Origin of the sequence: Nonomuraea jabiensis, assembly GCF_014204795.1 — a bacterium.
Taxonomy (GTDB): Bacteria; Actinomycetota; Actinomycetes; order Streptosporangiales; family Streptosporangiaceae; genus Nonomuraea; species Nonomuraea jabiensis.
On sequence record NZ_JACHMB010000001.1, the window covers coordinates 298860 to 322146 of the forward strand.

The window sequence follows — 23287 nt, forward strand, 5'->3', positions numbered from 1 at the left end:
TCACTCACCATTCTCTTGGTCGTCGGGTTCTTGCTGCTGGTTGGCCCGGGAGGCGTTCGGGCCGATGGCCGAGTCGCGGATGTCCATTCGGCCGCCCATGTTGAGCACGTTCGCGCTGATGATCGTCTGTGCGCGCTTCTTGAAGTCGGACGTGTCCACGCCGTGCCCCTCCAGGAATTTCTCTGCCGCCCATAACAACCGCTGCTCGATGATCTTCATCAGGCCGAGGATCTCGGCGCGGTCATGCTCGGCGTCCCCCCACGGAGTGGCGCACTCCTCGCGCACCCGGTGCGCCGTCCCCACGGCCGAACCCCTGTGCGGCAGAACCGTCCAGTCGACGCGTGCCAGCAGCCAGCCCAGGAGCAGCCGCGGCAGACCGACCAGCCGCCTCATGGCGAGGATCTCGTCCGGCAGGCGCCAGATCGCGGCCAGACCCGCGCGTACCACGGACGCCCATCCCCGCTCCCCGTAGTGGTCGAGCTTCTCGTAGTCACGGGGAAGCCGGGTCAGAGCGCAGGCAGCGAAGTCGAGGCAGAGCGTCCTGGCCTTGATGGTGACGCGGACGAACACCGTCACGACCACCTCTCCGGTCGGCGAGGTGGAGATCTCCAGGAAATGATGGAAGTGGCCGTAAGGGGCGTTGATGATCTTCCTGCGTTCTTCCGGATCGAGCGGGCGGCGCAGGCGGCCCCGGTCGTTGGACAGGACCATCTCCTCGGCGTAGATGCGGTCCCCGAGGCTGAGGCCGGGCAGCGAGCCCGGCTCGCCGCCGCCTCCGACCTCTTCGATGGCCACCTGCAAGGCATCGATCAGAGCGTCCGGTTCGAAGTCGCGCACGCTCTCCTCGCCTTCCGGGGCGTCCGGCTCCGGGAGCAGGGGTACGATCAGCGGCGGCAGCCACTTGTGCACGAGCTCCCCCGCACCGACGAAGATGTCCTGCGGCTCGTCGAAGTCCCTCGTCAGACGCAGCGCAATGTCGTCCTCGTCCTCGGTCTTCGTCACGGGCCGGCGGTAGATCGCGTACGCGGACTCCTGCTGCTCGCGGATGCGTTTCATGCGCCGGCTGAGCCGCCCGGTCCCCAACGACTCGGACACCCACATACGGTTGGCGCTCAGCCGCCGGCTCGCCGCGCCGGTGAAGGCGAACAGGGCCAGCGCGGCGATGAGCATGGCGGCGGTGCGGAGCACGTTCTCGACGGGCTGGTGCTGCAACGCCGCCGCCAGGAAGGGGACGACGAGGAGCCCGAGGCAGGCCATGGCCACCAGCTTCGCCTCGCGCCGCAGTTCCTTCAGCTCGCGCTTATGGCTGCGGTATCGGGCGCGGTGCATGAAGTCGTCGATGGCCTCCAGCGCCCGCAGCCGTCCCACCGTGGGAAGCGTACGAACCAGGCGCCGCAGGGCCAGCCAGAGCAGCAGGAAGCACCCCACGGTGATGGCCAGCGCGGGAAGGGCCACCCACGCCCCCACGAACACCGACAGGAATCCCAGCCGCTCGCAGATCTCCAGCATCAGGGCACGCTTGGCATGCCCGACCACGGGCACCAGGTCGAAGCCGTAGGAAGGGGCGACCCGGTGCGCTGGATCGAGCAGCACCCGCCAGATCACGGAGTCGCGGAACTCCCGGTCGAAGTAGACACCGGCACAGAGCTGCCGGGTGGCCTTGCCTCGCGGATGACCGGGTCGCCGACCAGATAAGTGCGCATCCTCGCTCATGCCACCCCCATGGGACGAATTCAGGTAGCTATGACCTTAAGTCGAACGGATATAAAGTCAAGATGACCTAAAAGGAGAGAGTCGTGTCACGCGAGCACCAGCGGGGGGTTGACGTCACCGTCGACCTCGTCATCCTCACCATCCGAGATGGGGAGCTGAACGTTCTCCTAGTGGAGCGCGGGAACGAGCCGTACAGAGGCCGGCAGGCGCTCCCCGGCGGCTACCTACGCCCGGGCGAGACCCTGGAGCACGCCGCCCGGCGCGAGCTCGAAGAGGAGACAGGCCTGGACGCGGAACGGCTGCATCTCGAACAACTACGCGCGTACAGCGAGCCGGACCGCGACCCCCGCGGCCGCGTGATCACCGTGGCCTTCCTCGCCCTTGGCCCCGACCTGCCCATCCCCAAAGCCGGCACGGACGCCTCCGATGCCATATGGGTGCCGGTGTCATCGATCGTGACCGAGCCCGGTTCGCTGGCCTTCGATCATCCAACCATCCTGCGTGACGCGCTGGAGCAGGCCCGATCGCAACTGGAGTACACGACGGTCGCGACGGCGTTCTGCCCTGAACCGTTCACCGTCTCCGACCTGCGCAAAGTCTACGAGACGGTGTGGGGCTTGACGCTCGATCCAAGCAACTTCCGGCGCAAGGTCACGCGTGCCGACCGGTTCCTGGAGGCGACAGGGGAACGGCGGTCCGCAGAACCGGGCCGCCCCGCCACGCTCTACCGCCGCGGCCCTGCCCGTCTCCTGCATCCGCCGCTGCTCCGCGAGGGGCGCACGGCCCGTACACAAACGACACCCAGCCCCTCCGCCAAGAAGTCTGACTAACAAAATGATCTAGGAGAAGGGGCCGCCGTGGATCGTACCGGCGAGTTATGGGTGCGGATCGAACCTGCACCCCGCCGAAAAACCGTGTCCCGTTCTAGGCGCACCATCCGCGGCCTGCCCATGCCATAGCCACTTCCCACGTTGTACGCAAGGCTGGCGCTTCCAGGTTCGAGCGATATCCACTTGGTCGGGCTCGTCCAAGATGTGCCGTCCATGGTTACCATTCAAGCGTCCAGTCGTCTTTCCCGGGTCAGGCCGTCATGCCGACGAAAGATGAGGTAGAGACCGCTCGTCGGCAGATCGAGCGGCTTTCCGATCAGTGCGAGGCGGATTTACGCGAGCTCATCCGCCTCGCCGAGGGTGGCGCGCTGAAAGGGCCGGAGGGCGACCAACTCTCCGCCGATATCCGCCAGTGGGAGCGCGACACCAAGAACTACTTCCGGGCGGCCCTGGACACTCTCCACAACCTCGCCGCGTCCGAGGTGTCTCCATGAGTCCTCGCGTGGGTATCAACCCTGAACTCATGACCAAGGTCATAGCCATGCTCAAGCGCACGGGCCCTGAGTTTCGGGAATCGAGCCGCCAGGTCGAAAGCGCGCTCGGCCGTCTCGGTGTCGAGTTCTGGACCTCGCCCGCGCTGCGCAGGGTCGCCGACCAGATGAGCGCGAAGCCACCGGACCTTCAAGGTCGCCTGGACCTGATTCTCGCCACCCCTGATGCGGAGCTCAGCCGTGACGGCATCATCTGGGCGGACGGCGCGGACTGGCAGTCCAGCACCACGGAAGGCGCCGCCCTCGCCCGGGCGGTGGCGGCGAAAGTCCGTGCGCAGGCCAAATCCGGGACTTTCGACGCCCAGACGATCGCCGAACTCGAGAAACACAAGAACGACCCTCTCTTCGCGGCTGCATTCGCCAAGGAGATCCCGCCTGATGAGCTCAAGCGAGTGATCTCCCGAATGTTCAGAACAGACCTTCCTCCCGCCGGCCGCCCGGATGACAAGGACCTGGACACAGAGAAAAAGGTCGCCGGGCTGTTCAGCACCATCCTGGGTACCGCCTCCCGGGCCGGGAAGCTGCCCAATAAGTACGCCGATGAGCTGCTCAAGGACCTGGGAGACCCGCAGAGCGCCTTCGCCCTCGGCAAGCTCCTCGGCAAGGGGAACTTCGACCACGCGTTCATGCTCGATGTGGTGAAGCGGGTCTACGACTTCGACGTGGCTCACCCGCAGGCGCGGGCAAGAGAGCCGGAGTTGCCGCTGCCCGGCCAGGACAAGGTTCCTCCCGCCCCCGACGTGAGCCCCATGAGCACGGTGCTGAGCGCTCTGATCCATCATCCGAAGGTGGCCCAGGATTTCTTCACTGATCCCAAGCGGAGGCCGCTGGCCTACCTGATGCGCGAGCGGCGGTGGGGGCCGGAGAGCGACAACCTGCTCGGCGCGGCTATTTACGAGGCCTCAACGAAGTTTCGGGACCACGGCATGCCTCGGGAGCAGTCGAGCGGATACAAGGCCGCGCTCATCGCCTCATGGGCGAGCCATTACTGGGCCGAGGAGAAGGTGCAGCAGAACCTGCCGAACACCCGGATCTGGGCCGCTTCCATCCACGCCAACTACATCAGTGACGTTCACCGGGCCTACCAGGCGCCGCCGACCACGGAAATAGGCGTGGACGCCGCCTACGATCCCGACAAGTCCCTGTCCGGCGTGCAGCCCTACGGCGCCGTCTTCAACAAGGACGAACTGAAGAAGGCCATGACGTGGGCGTTCAAGGACAACGATGCGTTCATGACCGTGGCGGCGGCCCACGCGCAGTACTCGGTGAAGGTCCTGGACGAGACGGCGTCCGGGCTGGCCGGGGAGGTCAGAGCCGAGTTCGCGACATGGCACAAGTCGCATCCCGAGGCGACCAAGAAGCAGATCGACGAGGAGCGGCAGGACATCCTCGAGAAGAAGATGGGAGGTGGCGGCGGGGCTTTCGAGTTCCAGGGCGCGGTGAACGATCTCAGCGAGACGACGTACGCGATCACGGATGCCGCAAACATCGCCAAGATCGAGGAGGCCAAGAAGAACGACGAGCGATACGCGGCGTTCAAGAACATGGTGACAAAGATCATCGACCTGGCGCCAGGGCCGCAGGGCAAGTTCGTCGGCCTGCTGGTGGACCAAGCGAAGGATCACATCTATGGAAAATTCACGTCCACATCAGAGGACAAGGCAAAAGTAGCGGCCGGGGACGCGATCGAGGACGCCAAGGTCATGTTCCGGGATGCCACCGCGGCCGCCATGATGCGGCACGGCCTTTTCGGTGACGGATCGGTACCAGCACCAACTCATCCATACGCTTCCAAGCAGTTCCCGAAGGGCTCTCCCGGCGACTTCCTGGTAAACGGGGAGATCATGTCAAAGGATGAGATGAGCGCAGACCAAAGAAGGGCCTACCGTGAATGGCTCTATCTGAACGATGATACGAAACGTGTCTTCTATGGCGCAAATTCCGCCATAACCCGAGACTCTTGATCCGACAGAGGCCCCCATGAGCCAAACCTCCTTCAGCACGAGAAGCCTGTTACCGCCCACGGCATTACTTCTTGCGGCAGGCCTGCTGACTGCCTGCTCGGCCTCTCCATCATCGCCTCCCTCACCCGCAGCGGACACGCGGCCGCTCGGCGATGTCACCACTGCGCCCAAGGAATGTGGCTTGATCTCGAAGCAGTCCATCGAGCGCGCCACCGGCCTCGGCGATTTCACTGTCGAGAAGTACATGTCCGACGATGGCAAGCACCTCGATTCCTGTTACATCTACACCAAACCCCGCAACAAAAGCGGCTATCGCCTCAGAATCGAGATAGATACGTCACCACTCCCGCTAAGCAATATTGAGCGAATCAAAGCATCCAGTGATGGAGTCGACCTGCCCGCCGACGCCGGGCCCGGATTCACCTTCACCCTCGTGGAGTCCGGGGTGAAATACGAGACCGCCGGCTGGGCATGGGCGCGGGATGGCAGCAGCATGCTCACTGTGACGCTCGCCGAGACCCCGTCGAACAGGGATCCTCAGAAGGACGCCGCCGAGTTCATTCGTCAACTCAGGCCCATCGTTCTCGATGCGGACGGAGCATCGACGCGGACTTCCGGCCGACGCAAGTGATCGGCTCACGCGTACACAGTCGATCGAAGGCCGAGCCTGCCGACTGCCCATAAACAGGGCGACGACCAGCTTGACCACTTCCACCGCGCCGAGGCGGTTTCGTCGGGAGACATTGATGTCGGCGTCGACCGGCTCGGGTAGCGTCCGCAGAGGGCTGACCTGCTTGAGAACTCGATGCATATTGAACTAGGTCTCGTACTCGGCGAGGACCTTGCGCAGGTGGCTCTCGTTCATGATGAGGATCCGGTCGAGTAGCTCGCGGCGTACGCTGCCGACTCACCGCTCCGTGATCGCGTTCATCCAAACTCGTACACCACTCCCGCGGACGCAACCCGATCAGTCAGCCGCAGAACCATCCCGCGATCCTGCGGAGCCGAGCCATCGAGCACAGCAAAACCACAGATCAAACCCTGTGACTCGGCGCCTACAGGCCGCGGCCCGCCTGCGTGACCGCTACCTGTACACCGCGCGCGCTGCCGATCGGCACCTCAACCAGGGCCTGCCCGTGGCGTCCCCCGAGGCGGCCGCGTGAGCTGCCGGATCTGGACACCTGGGCGGCGGCCGTGGCCTGGATGGAGGCCGAACGGGCCAACCTTCACGCGGCCACCGCCTACGCCGCCGACCACGGCCAGCCTGAGCGCGCCGTCGCGGGTTCCTGCGGGGTACGCGTCCGCCGGAAGGGCCACGAAGACGGTCGCGGTGCCCATGAGAGCCGCCAGCGCTGATAAGGCTATTGCGCATTTCTCTTCGGGAGCACCGCAGACCTCATGTTTCAGCCCCAGAAGTTACGCCGGGCAGCGTCGCGGGTCAGTCGTTCGGCTTCTCAACGGTGACGACCTGGCTGGCCTCCGCCGGTCCGGTACGTGCGTCGCCGGCCCACCGTACGGTGTAGGTGTACTCGCCCGCCTCCGGCGTGTCGATGAACCGGTACGACCCGAAGTCGTCGATCCACGCGGGCCGCTCGACGGTGTCGCCACCGTCGGCGTTGAGAACGCGCTGGACGGTGATCCAGACCCTCCTCGGCGGAGTGGTGCCATCGGCCTGCGACGTTCCGCTGAAGACCAGCGTTGTGCCGGCGACCGCGCTGGTCGGCCCCGTCAGCGTCAGCCCGGCCTTGTATCTGACCGCTGTGGTGACCGAGGCCTTGCTCCAGCGGTGCTCACCGTCGCCCTTCCAGAGCACGGTGTAGGTGGTCTGTCCGCCGGTCGGGGGCGTGTCGGTGATGGTGAAGGTTCCGTCCGCAGCGGTGGTCGCGCTGGGCAGCGTCGCGGTGGTGCCGTCGGGGAGTCTGCGGGTCACGGTGAGGGGCTGCGCGCCCGGGGCCGTTTCGTCGGCGAACGTCAGTTGCCCTGTCATGGTGAGCGGTTGTCGGGCCGTCCCTCCGGGCTGCGCCATCAACGTCAGCGTGCTCGCCGGCAGGGTCACGTCGTGGAGTCGCCACAGGAAGAGGTGGCCGTTGTCCGACTTCACCAGGCTGTAGACGTCCCGGCCGGCGTACGCGGCGCTTCCGCTCACCACTTCGCCTTGTGGGGGGTTCGTGGCGTAGACCGTGGTGCCCGAGGCCCTGTCGTACAGCGTCATCCCGACACCCAACGTTCGCCCGCCCGCGATGTAGGTGCCGTCCGGGCTGACGGCGACGGAGCGCGGGTATCCCTCGGCCTCGGGCCCCTTCTCGTAGTCGCGCACCTTGGCCAAGGTGGTGGCGTCCCACATGGTGAAGGCGTCCGGGAGCGCGAATGCCGAGATGATGTGCGAGCCGTCCGGGGTGACCGCGATGTCTTCCAGCCTGTAGTTGCTGTAGGTGTGTCCGTCGATCTCGCCGCGCAGGACCGGAGCGGCGCCGCTCACGTCGTAGACGAACAGGTCGGTCGGGCTGCCCGTGAATTCGCCGACCACCAGCGTGTCTCCAGCTGCCGCGATATACGGGGACGACTTGAGCAGGGAGGTGTCGGCCACTACCGGCTGGGACGTCGGTGCGGACAGATCGAAGCCGAGGACTCCGGTGGCGTCGCAGCCGTAGCCGATCCACAGCCGTTCACCGGTGAGTGCCAGGCTGAAGGGGCATCCGTAGGCGGCGAGGTCGATGCGCCGTGTGATCTCCCGCGTAGCGGTGTCGATCTCGGCCACTTCCTTGGAGCCCTGTAGCGCCGCGTACACGCGGGTGCCGTCGGCAGTCATGGCCAGGCCGGAGGCGCCGGACACGCCGGTGATGGTCCCCTGGACCTCGCCAGCGGTATCGGCGACAACGATGCGATTGTCGATGGACACGACAACCTTGTCGCCTCCGACCACCAGGTCACCGCCATAGGCGAAGGCCCCGAGGTCGGTCATGGAATCCTCGGCCGAGGCCGTGGGAGCCAGGGTGACGAGGAGACCGGTGGTCAAGGCCAGAACGCCACCGAGCACGGCTGGCCATGATGCGGTGGATCTGCGACGTATCGCGGGTAAGAGGCGCACGTGGATCTCCGCTCATGAGAGGGAAGAAGACGAAACGCCCCGATCAAGCCAGACGGGGACATCGCAGGTCAATATCGACGATCAGTAGTCAGCCGTGATCATCAACGTGAGATCGCTCACCTACGGTGATCGCAGCAGGTCGGGGGTCTGCTAAGTGGCATCAAATCGTGACCATGGGTGGGTGCCACTGCGGCGGGTAGGCTCTTCGACTGCGCGCAGCCGTGCCGGGTGAGTGAGCGCGTCGTCACCGCCGCATCGCGTGATGATCGCCTCTGAAGAGGCGGGCGGCCGGCTGTTGTTCTGGCGGTATCGCGGCGTGACCGTCGCTCCCACGATTGCGCCTATGGAACACGCGAGGGTGGCGGAGGTCCTGCGGCAGGGCTCACAGTGGCAGCTTGCGGAGGGGTGCTGGGGCCAGATCGACAGGGCGCTGTCCGCCGTGGAGCAAGCGTTGCGCTCGGGTGTCGAGAACGCGATCTCGCTGACCGTACGGGATCTGGAGCTGGCCGGAACGTTGCGGATCAGGACCAGGCCGGGTGACCCGCCGCGAGCGCCTCCCCCGCCCGAGACCAGGGAGCTGCGGCGAGCATTCGTCGATCAAGAGCGGATGCGTGGCTGGGTTGTGCGGGGACGCATGATCAGCGCTGCCACGTAGTACGTGCACGGCCCGGAGCCCGCGTTGGCGTAGGCATGGGTGACGTCGGCGGCGAAGTAGGCCGAGTCTCCCGCGTTCAGGTCGACGGACGCGTCGGCGATGGTCAGCCGCAGCGTACCGGATTCGACGACGATGTACTCGTGCGAGCCCGGCGCATAGGCCGGGAATCGGCCCGCGTCGCACGCCGGCGGCAGGGTCGTGCGGATCCATTCGAAGTTCACGCCGGGCACGACCGGCGTGAGGATCGTCCGTCGCCATCCTCCAGGCTCGTCGACGGTGTCCTGGCCGGCGGCGCGGCGCACGATGACCCGACCTCCGTCCGGCTGGGCGACGACCTCGGCGAGTGGCACGCCGAGGCCGTCCGCGATGCGGGCGAGAACCACGATCGTGGGTGATCAAGGCGGTGCGAATGCAGGCCGCGGGGACGGGGTTGGTCCGCCAGGCGGTGGCCGGCGCCGCGCAAGTGGCCGACATCGAGGAGATCACCGCCTACCAGCACGACAACCACGGACTGCTCATCCAACAGTTCTTCCAAGCCGACCGGGCGACCATGCTCGCGCCGGCCGCCATTCTGAGGTTCAAGGCTGCCATGGCCGATCGCCGCGTGCTGGAGGCCTTGGATCACGCCCTCACATACTGGAGCAAGACCCGCGACTCCATTCCCCGCTCGTGGCATGGATGGCCGCCGCCTGGATCTGCGATTTGCCTCGGCCAACGGACTGCGCGCCATCCACAACCACAAGCATCCGGACATGTTGGTCAAACGGCACTTGAGGCGATGGTATTCGCCTCCCTGACCAAGGAGCTGCGCACCGCAGACATCGCGGCGGACGGGGCCGTTGAATGGCGGAGGTCTCGGAGGTCGGCCACGCCCTCAGACGTAGGCGAAAGTCCGCACGACCGGGATTGGATCCGAGAGCGGTTTTGTCCGAATCGAATGGGCGGGTGAAAAGGGCCGATACAGCCCCGTCCAGCGGGAGAGTCGGCGCCCTCAGCCGTCCTGGCGGAAGATGATGGCCACGCCCAGTGCGGCGCTGCTGGGCACGAACAACTCCTCGGGACCGGTTCGAATGACTGGAACGTCGTTATCACGCAGGAGCTTTTCAGTGGCGGGAAGATCGCGTACGGCTACCGCGTAGGCGACAAACGCAGGCAGGACTGCCGGCCGCTCACCGGGCAGCAGGCCGGCGAGCGCCGATGCGGCCACGACGGTGACGTTCGCTCGGTCGAAACGCGTTACCCGATCATGTCGCGCCTGACCGAAGTAGCTTTCGTAGCGGCGCTCCAACTCGGGCAACGCCGCGTCGGCCACGCACAGCACGCATTCGACCAGCCCGGTCGCGCCGTTGGGATGGTCGGTGTGCTGCTGCTCCTGGGGCGCCTTGACCGGCGCGTTCTCGGCGAACCCGACCCTGCCTTCCGGCACGCGTCCTGGCGACAGATGGAGGTCGGAGATCTCCAGGTAGCGAGCAGGCTCCATTCTGGTCCCCGTGGGGGTCTCGACGGGCCGCTGGATGTCATGAATGCCACCGTGGCCGACATCATCGGCCGTCAGTCGCGCGGCCACGCAGTCGATGTCGGACGTGTCGGCGATCATGATGTGCACGCCTTGAAAGCGCTCCAGAAAAGCCGTGATGTTGGCTGCGGTGGCGCGGATGGCGGCCCGCAGGCCCGGCACTTTGTCGTCGGGTACCTGCAACGGGATCGGGCGCGCGTTGCCCGGCATGCGGCCGGTGTCACCGATGACGGCCACCAGTTCGACGAAACTGCGCGGGAAGTGCACGTGGGCGTTGGTCACTCCGAACGGCTCCGGGGGGCCTCCCGGTGTGGCCGGCATGACGGGATAGGCGGGGGCAGCCACGGTGAAGCCGAGCTGTTGGTACCGCTCCATCGCCTGGCCCATGTCTTGCACGATGTGGCCGACGTGGTGCAGGCCGTTGATGTCATGGCCCATGACGGGCGCCTCCTCCGACTAATGTGAGAGTCTACTGTTTTATGAGAGTACACCCTCATTTGCGCGCGTACAGTACGATTTCCTGCGTGAAGCGTTCAGACTCTTCCGCGAACGCGGCTACACCGTCACCACCGTCGAGCAGATGGCCGAAGCGGCCGAGATCTCCCCGGCCACCTTCTTCCGCTACTTCCCGACGAAGGAAGACCTGGCCACACTCGACCGCTTCCCGCCTCTCATCGAGGCGCTGGCTTCCCAGCCTCCAGGCGCGCCACGGGAACGCGGCCGAAAGCTTGGCGGGGTCGGGCGAACGGCCCGTCAGCAGGGTTAGCAGCTCACCGATGAAGACGGGCTGACGGCGCAGGGCCGCCCACATCTACCCGGGCTGCTGGCTGAACGTGAAGCTGGTCCGGACCGCGTTCCATCGGTCGTCACCCAGAGGCCTCATGTCATCGCTTTGGGTAATCATGGAATAGGAGGAGTCAACAGGAGCGTTGCGAAATCGCAAAATCCGCCGCCATTTCGACGCCATCGATGTCAACGGCAACGGCGTTCTGACGCGCAACGACTTCGCCCTCGTCCCACGACGCATTGTGGAGTCGCTAGAGCTTGCTCCGGAATCACCTGAGGCGGAGCGCACGACGGCGGCAACGGTGAAGCTCTGGGACGAACTGATCGTGCCGATGTACACCGAGGGGAACGCCGAAGGCTCGGGCGAGGCGGCCGGCCATGCCGGCAATGGCGGCCCAGCGGATGATCGCCTCGGACACGGCGGAGTCACGTTCGCGACCCGCTTGCGCAGCCAGGCGAGCGCGTCGCGCTCAGTCTTGGCCACGCCCGGACCCGACTCGCTGCCGCTCTGTGTCGCCAACTGGGCGTCACCCCGTCCATGGGAGCCGTCGGGACCAGCGCCGACAACACCACCTGCGAAGCTTCCGCGCCTCCCCCAAACGCGAGACGCTCCAGGGCGCACCCCACTACGGCGACGCCTCCGCCTGCCGACGCGCGGTGTTTCTCTGGCTGACCCGCTACAACATGTGCGGAAGGTATTCGGCCAACGGGCACCTCAGCCCTTCGCCTACGAGCACCTACACCGGCAACGATCGAGTAGCAAGCTTGATCTGCTCTGCCTGTCCGGCAGTGCCGAATCATGGCGGGACGCACCAGAGCGGGCGAGCACACGCCGAGCACGACTCGCGGTAGTGGGCGACGCCGAATGACCACGGTCCCCGGCGGGCAGTTCCCACTACCCGCCGTACCAGCGTCGCCGTCCTAACTGATCACCAGGTATCCCCTCAAGGATCTTGACCGGCCGCTGGATCTCTGGCTTGATCATGACGTTCCCTTATGCCTTGTTCCTGTTCAGAGTGGAGTACATGTGCACTTCTCACCCTTTAGACGGCCGGACGTGAGCCGAGCGACTCGCCGATTAGTCGCGCTCGTGGGCTGCATGGCCATGACGGCCGGGCTCGTCGTCGCCGCAGGGCCCACGGCCTCGGCCGAGAACTCGATAACCGATCTCGGCGTTCGTTTCAGCGTCGCCGACCACAGTGAGGTGGTCGCAGGCGGGGGCAAGGTCTTCGTGGCCGCCGGGGACCGCGTGGTGGTCACCGACATCAAAGGCGTGCTACTCGGTGCGGTCACCGGCCTCCCCGGTGTGGACGATGTCGTCGTGACACCGGACGGCGCCCACGCCTACGCCGCGCTGCCCGGCTCGCACGAGGTAGTGGAGATCGACACCGCTGCCCTGGCGGTCACCCGGCGCATCAACTTCACGGCGTACTCGTGCCTGGCCGACCTGGCACTTTCCGGACAGACATTGTGGACGGCCCACGGGTGCGACATGTACACCGGCGGCGTCATCACCCGCGTCGATGTATCGGCTCCGGACCCGCAACCGGTCACCGTTCTGACCGGGCAGTCCACTACGCCCACGATCGCCGTCGCGGGGAACACCCTGCTGTCCATCGCTCCTGATATCTCCTCCGCCGATGTCCGGGTGTACGACGTGAGCAACGGCTCCGCCACTCTGCGCGGTGAGATCGACGGCGACGACCCGGCCACCAGCTCCCGACCGGGTCTGGACATCACCCAGGATGGCTCCACAGCCATCCTGGGATTCCCGCGTGGGTTCGAGTCCTGGGATCTCGCAAGCCTGACGAAGCTGCGGGACTACGGCAAGGACCCGGCGGTCCGGGGCTCGTTGGTCGGCGCCGCCATCAGCGCGGATGGTCGCCATCTCGCAGGCGGCTGGTCGTGGGGCGATCGAGGCGTCGAACTATATGACGTGGCCACAGGAGCGCTTACCGACAAGCAGAAGATCCCCAGCGGATGGCCGACCCCCAGAATCCTCACCATGACCATCGCCGGCAACGACGTCTTCTGCGTCCTTTACACCTCCGGCACCACCAACCTGCGTCTGTGGCGGCTGGAGGACGCCACCCTGCTGCCGTCGGCCGTGGCGTTGTCGGCCCCGGACGAGGCGACGGCGCGGGAGCCCGTCACGCTGAACGGCCGGCTCACCCTGCCCGAAGGCGTGACCCCGCGCGTACGGAGGCTGGAGGTCACCCGCCGCCTCCCGGACGGGACCAGCACGACGCTCCGCCGCGGAAAGACGAAGGCGGACGGCACGTTCTCCATCACCGACATCCCACCGGTGGCCGGAACGGTCGGCTACGACGTGAGCTGGGACGGATCCGCCACCGTCCGCGGCAGCAAGGCGTCGGTGTCCGTCGACGTCGCCCGGCAGCCGGCATCGCTCACCTTGGCCGGCCGCAGGGACCTGGTTCTTGGCGACCGCTTTTACCTTCGGGGCACCTTGAAGTTCGGCGACCAGGCGCCCGCCACCCGTCCCTCGGTGACGGTGATCCGCGGGAACCCCGACGGCACCAGCACGGACCTCGGCACGGTGCAGACCTCCGTGGCCGGGCGCTTCAGGATCAGTGATCTGCCCGATCAGGAAGGCGAGTACATCTACAACGTGCTGTTCATGGGCGACGATGTCGTTACCGACACGATTGACGCCCTTTTCGTCACGGTGCGGGCCGGCAGCGTCTAGCCGGGGCGTGTTCCGCTCGCAAATACGGTTTTGTGCTCTGTTTGATCAGGGCGGTGACTGCGACCGTCGCAAGGTGGTGTTGTCGCTTGTCTACCGGTCGGTGAGGGGCTTGTTCGACTTGTTGTCGCGGCAGCCAGTACTCCCGAAACACTTCGCTATCTTCAGGCATTGGGGTCACATCGCTTTTTACCGATCTCATGCCCGGCAGGCCACGCCGGCGTACTTGATGACGACGACTCGTGGAGCGGCACTCGCCGGATCCGCCGCGGTCGCGACGGACGCCCTGCTGGGAACTTCCCAGGCCCGAGCGCAGGCGCAGATGCGGCCCCGGCCTGAAATGCCGGAAGCCAAGTTCACGCCCACGATGGTCCTTTGTGCACGGCGCGTTCGCCGACGCCGCCGACTGGAACGACGCCGCTGACCGGCTCATCCGCGACGGCTATGTGTCTCGAGCAGTTGAGACGGCGGGCGGAAATGGATTTGTCCGACTCCTCGATGCGGCCGGGCTCGGACATCCCGGTAGGGCGGGCCAAACGTACCAAGGCCAAAGAAGCGCGCGGCGAGCAAACCGGGCACGAGGGGCACGCGCTGGTCTGGCGCAGCACCCGGACCGGATCACCGTCATTGCCCCGGCCCCTGCATCGGCTGCGGTCATGCGCTGGCCGATGGATGCGCTGTTGACCGCTCAGGGTCTCGACCGGATTCACCGGCGGCCTCATCAAGCAGGTCGTCGACCGGTCGGCCGGCTTCGAGACCGCGCTTAAGATCGCGCTGCGGGCGGGCGCCAATACATCCCGGCCGTCAACGAGCACACACCAGGCGCGTCCGCGTGCTGGGCCACCACCGCTCACCCAACCGCCAGGAACCTCGATCGCAAACTCAAGACGCGTCGCTACCAGGCGGGATGTTTCAATGCTCTGCCGCCCCGGAGGCCACCGCTACTTCCACTACGACGGCCGATCGGCCGGCATGCCAGCCACCCGGCTCTCGGTACGTTCCGCCCCGGTTTGAGCGGTGGATGGCGATTGCTGTACCAACGGTGGTCGCCTGTGCAGCAGGAGTGCGGTGAGGCCGCCGGCGATCAGGCCCCAGAATGCCGCGCCGATGCTCAGGATCGTCATCCCCGACGCTGTGACCACGAAAGTGACCACCGCAGCCTCCCGCCCCTCCGGTTCGGTCACCGCGCCGGCCAGCGACGAGCCGAGCGCCGGCAGCAGCGCGAGGCCGGCCACCGCGGTGACCAGCACGGGTGGGGAAAGCAGCACCAGAGCCATGGCCAGGCCGGCGCCGAGGCCGAGCGTCAGCTGTCCGGCGCCGAGGGCCACCGTCGCGATCCATCGGCGGCCGGGGTCAGGGTGGGTGTCCGGCCCAGCGGTCAGCGCTGCGGTGATCGCGGCCAGGTTGACGGCGTGACCGCCGAACGGCGCCGCCGCCGCGCTCGCCAGGCCGGTCGCGACGAGGACCGGGCGCAGGGGCGGCGTGTACCCGTATGTCGCCATGACCGCCATACCGGGGACGTTCTGCGCGGCCATGGTGACGAGAAACAGCGGGATGGCGATGCTCACCACCACGGACGGGTTCAGCGTCGGGGTGGTCAGCTCGACCGCGGGCCGCAGCGCCGCGCTGGACAGGCCGTTGCCGGGCCCCTGCACCGCGATGGCGATGACCGCCACGACGAGCGCGCCTGGAACGGCCCACTGCCGCAGGTACCGCTGTAACACCGCCCAGGTCAGGACGACGGGCACGGCCAACAGCGGGATGTCGACGACGGCACGGACCGGTGCGGTGCACAGGCTGAGGATGACGCCCGCCAGCATGGCACCGGCGATCGGACGCGGGATGGCGGCGATCGCCCGGGCCGGCCAGGGCGACAGGCCGGCCAGGACGATGAGCCCGGCGCAGACGATGAACGCGCCCACCGCAGCCGGGAAACCGCCGGGCACGGGACCGGTCGCCACCAGCAGCGCCGCGCCGGGGGTCGACCAGGCGATGCTGATCGGCATGCGGTATCGCAGCCCGAGGAAGAGCGCCGCCGCGCCGATGCCGCAGCAGAGGGCGAGCAGCCCGGATGCGGCCTGCCCCGGCGTCGCCCCGACGGCACGCAGCCCGGCGAGCACGATGGTGAACGAACTGGCGTAGCCGACCACCGCGCTGACCAGCCCCGCCATGACGGCCTGCACCCGCACACCCAACCCCTTACATCGTTCCGTTTACGGAACGAACCATAACCAGGTGGCCACCGCGGGACAAGCCCGGCGGCGGAATGCAAGGATTGCCGGGTGAACGGCCGTGAGACGGATATCGGGAGCCGGCTGCGGCGATTGCGGGAGGCCCGCGGCATCTCCCTGTCGGCGCTGGCCCGCAGTGCCGGCATCGGCAAGGCCACCCTGTCCGGCCTGGAACTGGGCACCCGCAACCCGACGTTGGAGACGCTCTACGCGGTGGCAGGAGCCTTGGGCGTACCGTTGACGGCCCTGGTTCTGGAGCCCGGCGCACCGCCCGCAGAGGCCGTCCACGTGCCCGGCGCCGCCGTGACGGCCACACTGCTGGAGGTCTTCGAGGAGCCGACCGCAACGTTCGAGTTGCTGCGCATGCACGTCCGTCCCGGCATCGTGCAACACTCGCCGCCGCACGCTCCCGGCGTGACGGAACACGTCACGGTCTACGCGGGCGTGCTGCGCGCCGGCCCGGCCGACGCTCCCCTGCTGGCTGCGCCGGGCGAGCACATCTCCTGGCAGGCCGACGTCCCACACATCTACAGCACCGTCGGCCCGGACGAAGCACTGGCCACCCTACTGATCCGCTCCCCCCGACAGGCCTGAGCCACCGAATCCACGCCGTACGGCGGCAACGACCTGGGACAGTATCGGCTAGATCCACCGCCGCCTCGGCCACTTCGTCCAGACCGTCACGTGCTACGAACGGGCGCTGGGGCTGTTCCGTGAGCTCGGGGCCAGGACCTTCGAAGGCGGGGCGCTCCACACTTGCTCGGCGACGCTCACCATGACGCCGGAGATCTCGATGCCGCCCGTCGCGCGTGGCAGGACGCGTTCGGCATCCTCGACCAGCTCGAACACCAGCGTGTCGAGGTCCAGCATGCGGGAGTCCCGGGTATCGGGGCGGCGGCTGGTGTCGCCGGCGCTCGTCGGGCGCGGCGAAGAGCTCGCCCGGCTGGTGCCGGCGGTGTTGCCGGCTGTGGCCGTCATCGAGGGCGAGGCCGGCGTCGGAAAGACTCGGCTGGTCTCCGAGCCACGCGCGGCTGGGCGGCACCGATAAAGCAGACTCGTGACGCGGTGATCGGTTCACGGGGCGAGGTTGAGCGGTGTGGTGACCATCAGCGCCCATTCGCTGTCCGAGAAGTACAAGCCGTTGTCGTCCGTCCAGACGATCACCGGCCGTCCCGCGCGGTCGAGCATCATGGCCAGGCAATCGCCGGGCCCGTTGCGCATGCCGCTCACCGCGGTACGCGAGCAATGGCCGTCCGCGCAGGTGGCGAGCATGACGTACGGACGGCGGGCGTCCTGGTAGGCCACCAGGACGCGCCCCGCCCGATCGATCACCGGCACCGGTGGGGCGTACGACTGGCCGGACAGCGTGACCGTGACGTGCTGCGCGCAGTCCCGGGTACGGCAATCGACGTACTTGACCGCCGAATCCCGGATGTCCTGGTACGCCAGCACCGGCCGGCCATCCGGGCGCACTGCCACTGCCACGGCGTGACGCGGGCTGTGCTCGGTCGGCTCGATCGTCTGGGGCGCCACCGGCCGGGTGACGTGCGGGCGCGTGCAAGCGGGATCCTCGCACGAGATCACGTGGATCTCGCCGGTTCTGCTGTCCATCCGCGCGACCACCGGACGGTCGTCAGCACCGACCGCGACCGACAGGGTCTGCGGCCCGGGAGCGAACCCTTCCGAGGGGACCCGCGCCACCTCCCGGGTGACCGGGCGCGAGCAGCCGGTGTCCGCGCAGGAGATCAAGGAGATCACGTCGTCGTACCGCCTGGGCCCTTGGTCGATGTCCACCTGATCGGCAGTGGCGACGACCAGCCCGCCGCCGGGGCGCGTGGTAAGGGCCAGCGACATGCCACCGGCGAAGTCGTGCCGCGGGATGAGAGGGCTTCCGTCCCGCGGCGGGATGCACCTCTCCTGGTCACAGATCAGCAGCCCGAGACTCTCCCAGGAGTCCCACTCGCGGCGATGCCACGTCCACGCGGTCAGCACCAGGCGGCCGTCCGGCAGCGCGGCCCCGACGGCGTCGACACTGAGGTCCTGGTCGGGGCCCGCCTCGGCGTAGCGCAGGCGGGCCTGGCGACAGGTGTGGTCGGCGCACGCGAACATCGCGGACGGCTTCCGGAATCCGCCGTAGACCAGCGCGGCCATCCCCGTGCCCGGCCCCGGGTACAGGGCGCGCAGGTGTCCCCTGCCGAGCTGGGGAGCTCCGATGCCGGCCTCGAACGAGTCACGCCACGCGGCGGTGACGTCCGTCTCGCTGGTCTCCAGCCAGCCGAACGGGTTGACCGTCGCGACGCCGCCGTACACGAGGCCGGGCAGGACCAGCCCTGGCAGCACGAGCGGGAACCAGACCCCGCGGCGGGGACCCGCTTCGGGCAGGCCCGACAGGATCCGGTCCAGCTCCTCGGCCGAGACCGGGTCCGGCCGCAGCGCCAGCCGGTGCAGGAACTGGCGGGTGACCACGCTCGCCTGGAAGGCCGTGCCGGCCAGTGCCAGTACGCCGCCCGCCAGGCCCGAGGCGTACATGAGCGCGGGACCGTGCAGCCCTGCCATGGCCACGTCCAGGGCTTGGGAGACGGCGCCCGGGATGACGTACACGCCGCAGGCGAGGGTGAACGTGCTGGACGGCGAGTGCCCGATCACCAGGTCGTAGCCGCGTCCGACGGCGACAAGGGCCGAGCGGCCCTCCAGGACGATGGCGGGTACGGCCAGCAGCGCCGGCATGGTGAACAGCGCCAGCCCCACGAACACGAACACCGCCGGGACCATGCTCCCTGTCACCAGCAGCGCCCCGAACCCGGCCGCCACCACCAGCGCGAACACGGGCACGGCCAGCACCACGAGCAGCAACATGGAAGGCAGCCGCCGCAGGGCCATCCGCAGCGCCCGGCGCGCGGACACGGGCTGCCCGCCCGCCTGCACCCCCGCCGCGATCACCACGGTCGCGGGGAACACCACGGCCTGCGCCACGGTGAACACCACCAGCACCGCCGCACTCCAGACGAGCAGCTCACGCGGCTCGGCCCCGAAGATCCCCAACTCGTCGTTCCGAACCACGGCCGAGCCGCTGAGCAGCGGCAACAGTGCCGACGCGGCGATCAGGGCCAGCGGCAGGAACACCACCGCGGCCGGCGCCACCAGCGGCACCAGGTGCCTGGCGGCGCCGAGATAGGCGCGCACGATGACGAACGGCCGCCGCAGCCGCGCCCGGGCATCCACGATTTCCACGAGTCGTCACTGTCGCAGCCTTGTTGATCGTTCGCTGTTCTCCGGTGGAAAAGGGTCTACCGGGTCGCGGTCCTGCGTCCGCGGAGGCATCGCGCAATCCCGGTACGTCTCGCGGCAGCATGGTCACAGACAGTATCGACACTCGGATCACTCGGGGAATCGTGGCCAGATAGCTGACCACAGAATACGAACTGGCGAACCCCGGTCCTGAACGCATGGCACAATAACGAGCGCGTAATCGACGGCGACGAATTCTGGATTAACTTGACGGGCTGCGGGAACGCATGAACATGCCCACTCCAAATCCTGCCGACCATGCTTGGCTGACAGGCGATGACTTCTCCCATTGGACGACCGGATTCTGCGTCACCTTGCTCCCGAACAAGTCGCCCGACTGGGTGGAAGACATCCTGCGCACATTCCTGGGTGCCGTGCCGGTCCTCGACACGACACAGCCGTACATCGCCCACATACACGCCGCCGGCAGCGGATCGATCATGTTCGAGAATGGCGGGTTCGGCGGCATGATGCTTGAGGTGATCCGCCGCCTTTCCCAGGACACGAAGGCCGTCGTGGTGCTACGTGACTTCCTGGGCAACGCTGCGTTCGCCTATGCCATGGACGGCGAGATAATCACCAGATTCGATATCTATTTCCCGGGCGACCGCCTGGGGCGGTCCCCTGACGCACTCAATGACCAACTGTCGGCAGTCGGCCTGCTGCCGGCATACGAGTACGTGTTCGATGAGGACGTGGATGAGGAGGACGTACCGGAGCGGGACCTGAACGCCGAGGTGATCCGAGCACTGGCGGTGGCCACCGCCGTGACCGGAGTGCGGTTCGACAAGAGTCACTTGAATGCCGCCCCTCACGCGGTCTCGCTGGCACCCCTCTACGGGAGCGACCTCGCCCGACGCTTTGCCTGATCAGGTCACAGGTCGAGCGGCGTGGATCCTGCGGGTCACGATGTCAGGTGGGCCGGGCGTCCCCTTCGGCGCCGACCACGGCCATCCGCGTCGGCCCCGGCAGGACCTGTCTCGGCCACAAAGCCCTGATCAAGTACGGCTGCTGATGCCCGTAGCGGGCCGGTGCCCGGCACTCGAAGTCACGACCCGAGCCGGGCGCGGACGCGACCGGTCTCCATGCGGCGGTGGTGCGGTTCGTACAGGGCGCGTGCCGCGCCAGGCCGTCTCGGCCGCCGTCCGGTCGCCGCAGGCGTGGTGGGCGTCGCCGAGGCCCACCAGCGTGTCGGCCGCGGCCGCCGACGCGGCCGGCAGCGCGGGCCGCGCCCTGTCCCACCCTGAACGGGAAAACGAGCAGCCGTGTCGTGGCCACGTACACGCACTGGCAGCCCGCGTCCTCGCGCGACGGTCGCGCCCGCGTCGTGGGCACGTCGCAGGTCGGCGACCGTGCCGAGGCCGGGCAGCAGCAGCACCGCGATCCGCGCGTCACGAGCCGCCTCCCCGGCCACCCGCACCAGCTCGACGTCGTCCACGGCGGAGAAACCGTAGTTGAACGAGGACCCGCCGAGTCCGTCGCCGTGCGTCACCTCGATGACCCGCACCCCTGCGGCATCCAGTGCGCGCACCACGGCCCGCACCTGATCGGCGGTGAACCGGTGGGCCATCGCGTGGCTGCCGTCACGCAGCGTCCGTAGCTGTCGCAGCCGCCCCGGCTCTGACTCCGCCGTGACCCAGAAGGCACGGCCAGGCAGGTGCCGGGGCGGCTCCTGCCGGGCAGGCTTGAAGCGTGCGGTTATGGCGCGCTCGCCGGTCGGCGGGCCGGACACGGTGGATCTTGCTGGCGGTCGCGGCGGGTCTGCTGGCGCTGGGGATGGTCGGGTTTCTCATCGACGCGTTCGGCCTGCCCGATGACGTGCTGGCGTTGCTTGATCAGCGTGCCAGCGTAATCAGCATGGTCGTCGGGCTCATCGGCCTGATCGTGCAGGTCCGCCCGCCCGGCCGCGCGCCGGAGCCGCCTTTGCGGGTGGTGGAATTGCCTCGGCCGCCCGCCCGGCACTTCATTGGCCGCGACCACGCCCTGCGGCAGCTCACGGCTGCCATGCGAGGCGAGGCAGGAGTGATCAGCCAGGCGATCTGCGGCCTGGGCGGCATCGGCAAGAGCGAGCTCGCTCTGCAGTACGCTCACGCGCACCGTGGCGACTATGAGCTGATCTGGTGGATCCCTGCGGAGAACGCCAGCCAGGTCAGGAGCGGACTGGCCGAGTTGGGACGGGCCTTGACCGCAGCCGTGACCTCCCGCGGCCAAGACGGGACGGCTTCGATTGCGCCGCTGGCGGAGCAGGACGCGTTCGCGTACGCGTTGGCCTGGCTGGCCGGGCGTCGCAGGTGGCTGCTGATATTCGACAACGTCGAGGACCCGCACGAACTGGACCCCCTTCTGGGGCGACTGGAACGCGGACATGTGGTGATCACCTCGCGGAGATCGACCGGCTGGGACGCCATCAGCGGCCAGATTCTGCTGCCCGAACTACCCCCGCAGGAGGCCGTCGCGCTGCTCGCCGACCTGATCGGCCCTCCGGTCCCAGAGAGGGCGCACCTGGAGAGCCTGGCCGATGAGCTGGGTTTCCTGCCGTTGGCCCTGGTGCAGGCCGGCGGCTACATTGCTGAGACTCCCGGCATGACAGTGGCCGACTACCGGCGTCTGCTGGCCGCGGTACCCAGCCGAATGTACGCCGCCTCGCCACCCGGGCAGCACCAGGCAGGTCGACCCGTGATCGCCCGCGTGTGGCAGGTCACGCGGCACACCCTGGCCGCCCGCGCCCCGCTGACCGTCGAACTGCTGCGCCTGCTGGCCTGCTACGCCCCCACGGACCTGCCCATAAACGCGCTCGGCACCTCGATGGACGTGGCCGAGTCCGTCGCCCTGCTCGCCTCGTACAGCATGATCACTCTCATCCGGCCGGAACAGACCCGCTTTGGCGACACGTCCGAGCGCCCCCTGGTCGTCATGCACCGCCTGGTCCACGCCGTCATCCGGGCCGAACTCACTGACGAGCACCGTCATACGCTAGGCGAACGGGCCGCCCATCTGCTCGAAGCCGCCCTGCCGACCGACCCGGAGAACATCGGCTCCTGGTCGCTGTACGCCCGATTCCTGCCCCATGTCCGCACCGTCCTGGCCCCCGACTCGGCCGGGACACTCCAGGCGATCCGGTACCTGGCCGCCAGCGGCGACCTGCGTACCGCACATGCCTGGCAACGCGACCGGCACGCCGCTCTGCACGCCGCCCTCGGCCCCGAACATCCCGGCACTCTCGCCGCCCGGCACGACCTCGCCCGCTACCGGGGCAGAGCAGGCGATGCCGGAGCCGCGCGCGACGAGTTCGCCGCGCTCCTGCCCCTCCAGGAACGCATCCACGGCCCGGACCATCCCCGCGTGCTGGCCACCCGGCATGCCCACGCCCTGTGGACGGGGCAGGCCGGCGACCCCACGGCGGCCCGCGACGGCGCTGCGGCGCTCCTGCCGATCCGCGAACGCGTACTGGGACCCGAACACCCCGACACCCTGGGCACCCGGCACGACCTCGCCTACTGGACCGGCCAGGCAGGCGACCTGGAAGCAGCACGCGACCAACTCCTCGCGCTGCTGCCCATCAGCGAACGCGTCCTCGGACCCGAGCACCCGCAGACGCTCGGCAGCAGGCACGTGCTCGCGGTCCTGCTCGGCAGGCTGGGAGACGCGCCGGCGGCTCGCGAGCAGTTCGCCGCCCTGATCCGGGTCCATGAGCGCGTGCAAGGGCCCGACCATCCGACCACTTTGAACGCACGCCACGAGCTGGCCCGTTGGACGGGCGAGGCCGGGGACGCCGCATCGGCGCGCGACCAGTTCGCCGCGCTGCTGCCGGTCCGACGACGTGTGCAGGGGCCCGACCACCCCGACACCCTCATCGCCTGCGACGCGCTGGCGTATTGGAAGCGGCGGGCCGGCCTCGGTGCTTCCACGCTGACGGACCGGATCCCCTTCCGACGACAGCACAACCGGGAAGGAGGGTGAC

The 23287-nt window shown here is 68.0% G+C and carries 19 protein-coding genes; 11 read left to right on the plus strand and 8 right to left on the minus strand.

From position 1 onward, the window contains the following. Positions 1-1713, minus strand: coding sequence for an AbeC-like domain-containing protein (locus tag HD596_RS01310; protein WP_185067484.1), 1713 nt, complete (start codon positions 1711-1713; stop codon positions 1-3). A gap of 83 nt (positions 1714-1796) precedes the next feature. Here HD596_RS01310 and HD596_RS01315 point away from each other — a divergent pair, with 83 nt between their 5' ends. From HD596_RS01315 to HD596_RS01330, 4 genes are all read left to right on the plus strand, one after another. Next, positions 1797-2543: an NUDIX hydrolase gene (locus tag HD596_RS01315; RefSeq protein ID WP_185067485.1), complete on the plus strand. Its 747-nt coding sequence runs from the start codon at positions 1797-1799 to the stop codon at positions 2541-2543. 260 nt (positions 2544-2803) lie between these two features. Beyond that, a complete protein-coding gene (locus HD596_RS01320) occupies positions 2804-3037 on the plus strand; it encodes a hypothetical protein (RefSeq protein WP_185067486.1) in 234 nt (77 codons plus the stop codon). A 29-nt stretch (positions 3038-3066) separates the two neighbouring features. Further along, positions 3067-5058, plus strand: a complete 1992-nt coding sequence (locus HD596_RS01325) for a hypothetical protein (protein WP_185067487.1) — start codon at positions 3067-3069, stop codon at positions 5056-5058. A gap of 181 nt (positions 5059-5239) precedes the next feature. Then, the gene (locus HD596_RS01330) at positions 5240-5689 is read left to right on the plus strand and encodes a hypothetical protein (RefSeq protein ID WP_185067488.1); all 450 of its coding nucleotides are present in this window, start codon (positions 5240-5242) and stop codon (positions 5687-5689) included. Positions 5690-6496: 807 nt separating this feature from the next. Here the strand turns inward: HD596_RS01330 and HD596_RS01335 are convergent. Continuing rightward, positions 6497-8074 carry a WD40 repeat domain-containing protein gene (locus HD596_RS01335; RefSeq protein ID WP_185067489.1) on the minus strand — a complete coding sequence of 526 codons (1578 nt, stop codon included), beginning with the start codon at positions 8072-8074 and terminating at the stop codon, positions 6497-6499. A gap of 415 nt (positions 8075-8489) precedes the next feature. On the opposite strand from HD596_RS01335, the gene HD596_RS65500 reads away from it, so the two are divergent. Further along, positions 8490-8801, plus strand: coding sequence for a CATRA system-associated protein (locus HD596_RS65500; RefSeq protein ID WP_185067490.1), 312 nt, complete (start codon positions 8490-8492; stop codon positions 8799-8801). Here HD596_RS65500 and HD596_RS64575 read toward each other — a convergent pair. Continuing rightward, positions 8744-9184, minus strand: a complete 441-nt coding sequence (locus tag HD596_RS64575; protein ID WP_313042248.1) for a cupin domain-containing protein — start codon at positions 9182-9184, stop codon at positions 8744-8746. The two genes, HD596_RS65500 and HD596_RS64575, sit on opposite strands and share 58 nt — an antisense overlap. 8 nt (positions 9185-9192) lie before the next feature. On the opposite strand from HD596_RS64575, the gene HD596_RS01350 reads away from it, so the two are divergent. Beyond that, entirely contained in the window at positions 9193-9750 is a 558-nt protein-coding gene (locus tag HD596_RS01350; protein WP_185067491.1) for a hypothetical protein, read from the plus strand. A 42-nt stretch (positions 9751-9792) separates the two neighbouring features. Here the strand turns inward: HD596_RS01350 and HD596_RS01355 are convergent, their stop codons facing one another. After that, positions 9793-10755 (minus strand): VOC family protein, encoded by a 963-nt coding sequence (locus HD596_RS01355; protein WP_185067492.1) that lies wholly within the window; start codon positions 10753-10755, stop codon positions 9793-9795. A 142-nt stretch (positions 10756-10897) separates the two neighbouring features. On the opposite strand from HD596_RS01355, the gene HD596_RS61175 reads away from it, so the two are divergent. Both HD596_RS61175 and HD596_RS01365 read left to right on the plus strand, forming a co-directional pair. Next, positions 10898-11083: a TetR family transcriptional regulator gene (locus HD596_RS61175; RefSeq protein WP_246554056.1), complete on the plus strand. Its 186-nt coding sequence runs from the start codon at positions 10898-10900 to the stop codon at positions 11081-11083. Positions 11084-12202: 1119 nt separating this feature from the next. Then, the gene (locus tag HD596_RS01365) at positions 12203-13810 is read left to right on the plus strand and encodes a hypothetical protein (RefSeq protein WP_185067493.1); all 1608 of its coding nucleotides are present in this window, start codon (positions 12203-12205) and stop codon (positions 13808-13810) included. 947 nt (positions 13811-14757) lie between these two features. Here the strand turns inward: HD596_RS01365 and HD596_RS01370 are convergent. Next, positions 14758-15996, minus strand: a complete 1239-nt coding sequence (locus tag HD596_RS01370; protein ID WP_313042252.1) for a benzoate/H(+) symporter BenE family transporter — start codon at positions 15994-15996, stop codon at positions 14758-14760. Positions 15997-16089: 93 nt separating this feature from the next. Between HD596_RS01370 and HD596_RS01375 the strand changes: the two genes are divergently transcribed. Continuing rightward, positions 16090-16632 (plus strand): helix-turn-helix domain-containing protein, encoded by a 543-nt coding sequence (locus tag HD596_RS01375; protein ID WP_313042254.1) that lies wholly within the window; start codon positions 16090-16092, stop codon positions 16630-16632. 93 nt (positions 16633-16725) lie between these two features. Here the strand turns inward: HD596_RS01375 and HD596_RS01380 are convergent, their stop codons facing one another. Both HD596_RS01380 and HD596_RS01385 read right to left on the minus strand, forming a co-directional pair. After that, complete coding sequence (locus HD596_RS01380; protein ID WP_185067495.1) at positions 16726-17016, minus strand: hypothetical protein; 291 nt, start codon at positions 17014-17016, stop codon at positions 16726-16728. A gap of 96 nt (positions 17017-17112) precedes the next feature. Further along, complete coding sequence (locus tag HD596_RS01385; RefSeq protein WP_185067496.1) at positions 17113-19269, minus strand: hypothetical protein; 2157 nt, start codon at positions 19267-19269, stop codon at positions 17113-17115. Between the two features lie 284 nt (positions 19270-19553). On the opposite strand from HD596_RS01385, the gene HD596_RS01390 reads away from it, so the two are divergent. Further along, positions 19554-20195, plus strand: a complete 642-nt coding sequence (locus tag HD596_RS01390) for a DUF6461 domain-containing protein (RefSeq protein WP_185067497.1) — start codon at positions 19554-19556, stop codon at positions 20193-20195. 179 nt (positions 20196-20374) lie between these two features. Here HD596_RS01390 and HD596_RS01395 read toward each other — a convergent pair whose 3' ends face one another. Continuing rightward, positions 20375-21058: a hydroxymethylglutaryl-CoA lyase-like TIM-barrel protein gene (locus HD596_RS01395; RefSeq protein ID WP_313042259.1), complete on the minus strand. Its 684-nt coding sequence runs from the start codon at positions 21056-21058 to the stop codon at positions 20375-20377. 8 nt (positions 21059-21066) lie between these two features. Here HD596_RS01395 and HD596_RS01400 point away from each other — a divergent pair, with 8 nt between their 5' ends. Next, the gene (locus tag HD596_RS01400) at positions 21067-23286 is read left to right on the plus strand and encodes a tetratricopeptide repeat protein (protein ID WP_185067498.1); all 2220 of its coding nucleotides are present in this window, start codon (positions 21067-21069) and stop codon (positions 23284-23286) included. Position 23287: the final 1 nt, after the last annotated feature.

Coding starts and splice junctions, on each gene's coding strand:
- HD596_RS01310 (WP_185067484.1), bottom strand. CDS start 1,713: ATGAGCGAGGATGCGCACTTATCTGGTCGGCGACCCGGTCATCCGCGA.
- HD596_RS01390 (WP_185067497.1), top strand. CDS start 19,554: ATGAACATGCCCACTCCAAATCCTGCCGACCATGCTTGGCTGACAGGC.
- HD596_RS01365 (WP_185067493.1), top strand. CDS start 12,203: ATGGCCATGACGGCCGGGCTCGTCGTCGCCGCAGGGCCCACGGCCTCG.
- HD596_RS01380 (WP_185067495.1), bottom strand. CDS start 17,016: ATGACGGCCACAGCCGGCAACACCGCCGGCACCAGCCGGGCGAGCTCT.
- HD596_RS61175 (WP_246554056.1), top strand. CDS start 10,898: ATGGCCGAAGCGGCCGAGATCTCCCCGGCCACCTTCTTCCGCTACTTC.
- HD596_RS01325 (WP_185067487.1), top strand. CDS start 3,067: ATGACCAAGGTCATAGCCATGCTCAAGCGCACGGGCCCTGAGTTTCGG.
- HD596_RS01355 (WP_185067492.1), bottom strand. CDS start 10,755: ATGGGCCATGACATCAACGGCCTGCACCACGTCGGCCACATCGTGCAA.
- HD596_RS65500 (WP_185067490.1), top strand. CDS start 8,490: ATGGAACACGCGAGGGTGGCGGAGGTCCTGCGGCAGGGCTCACAGTGG.
- HD596_RS01320 (WP_185067486.1), top strand. CDS start 2,804: ATGCCGACGAAAGATGAGGTAGAGACCGCTCGTCGGCAGATCGAGCGG.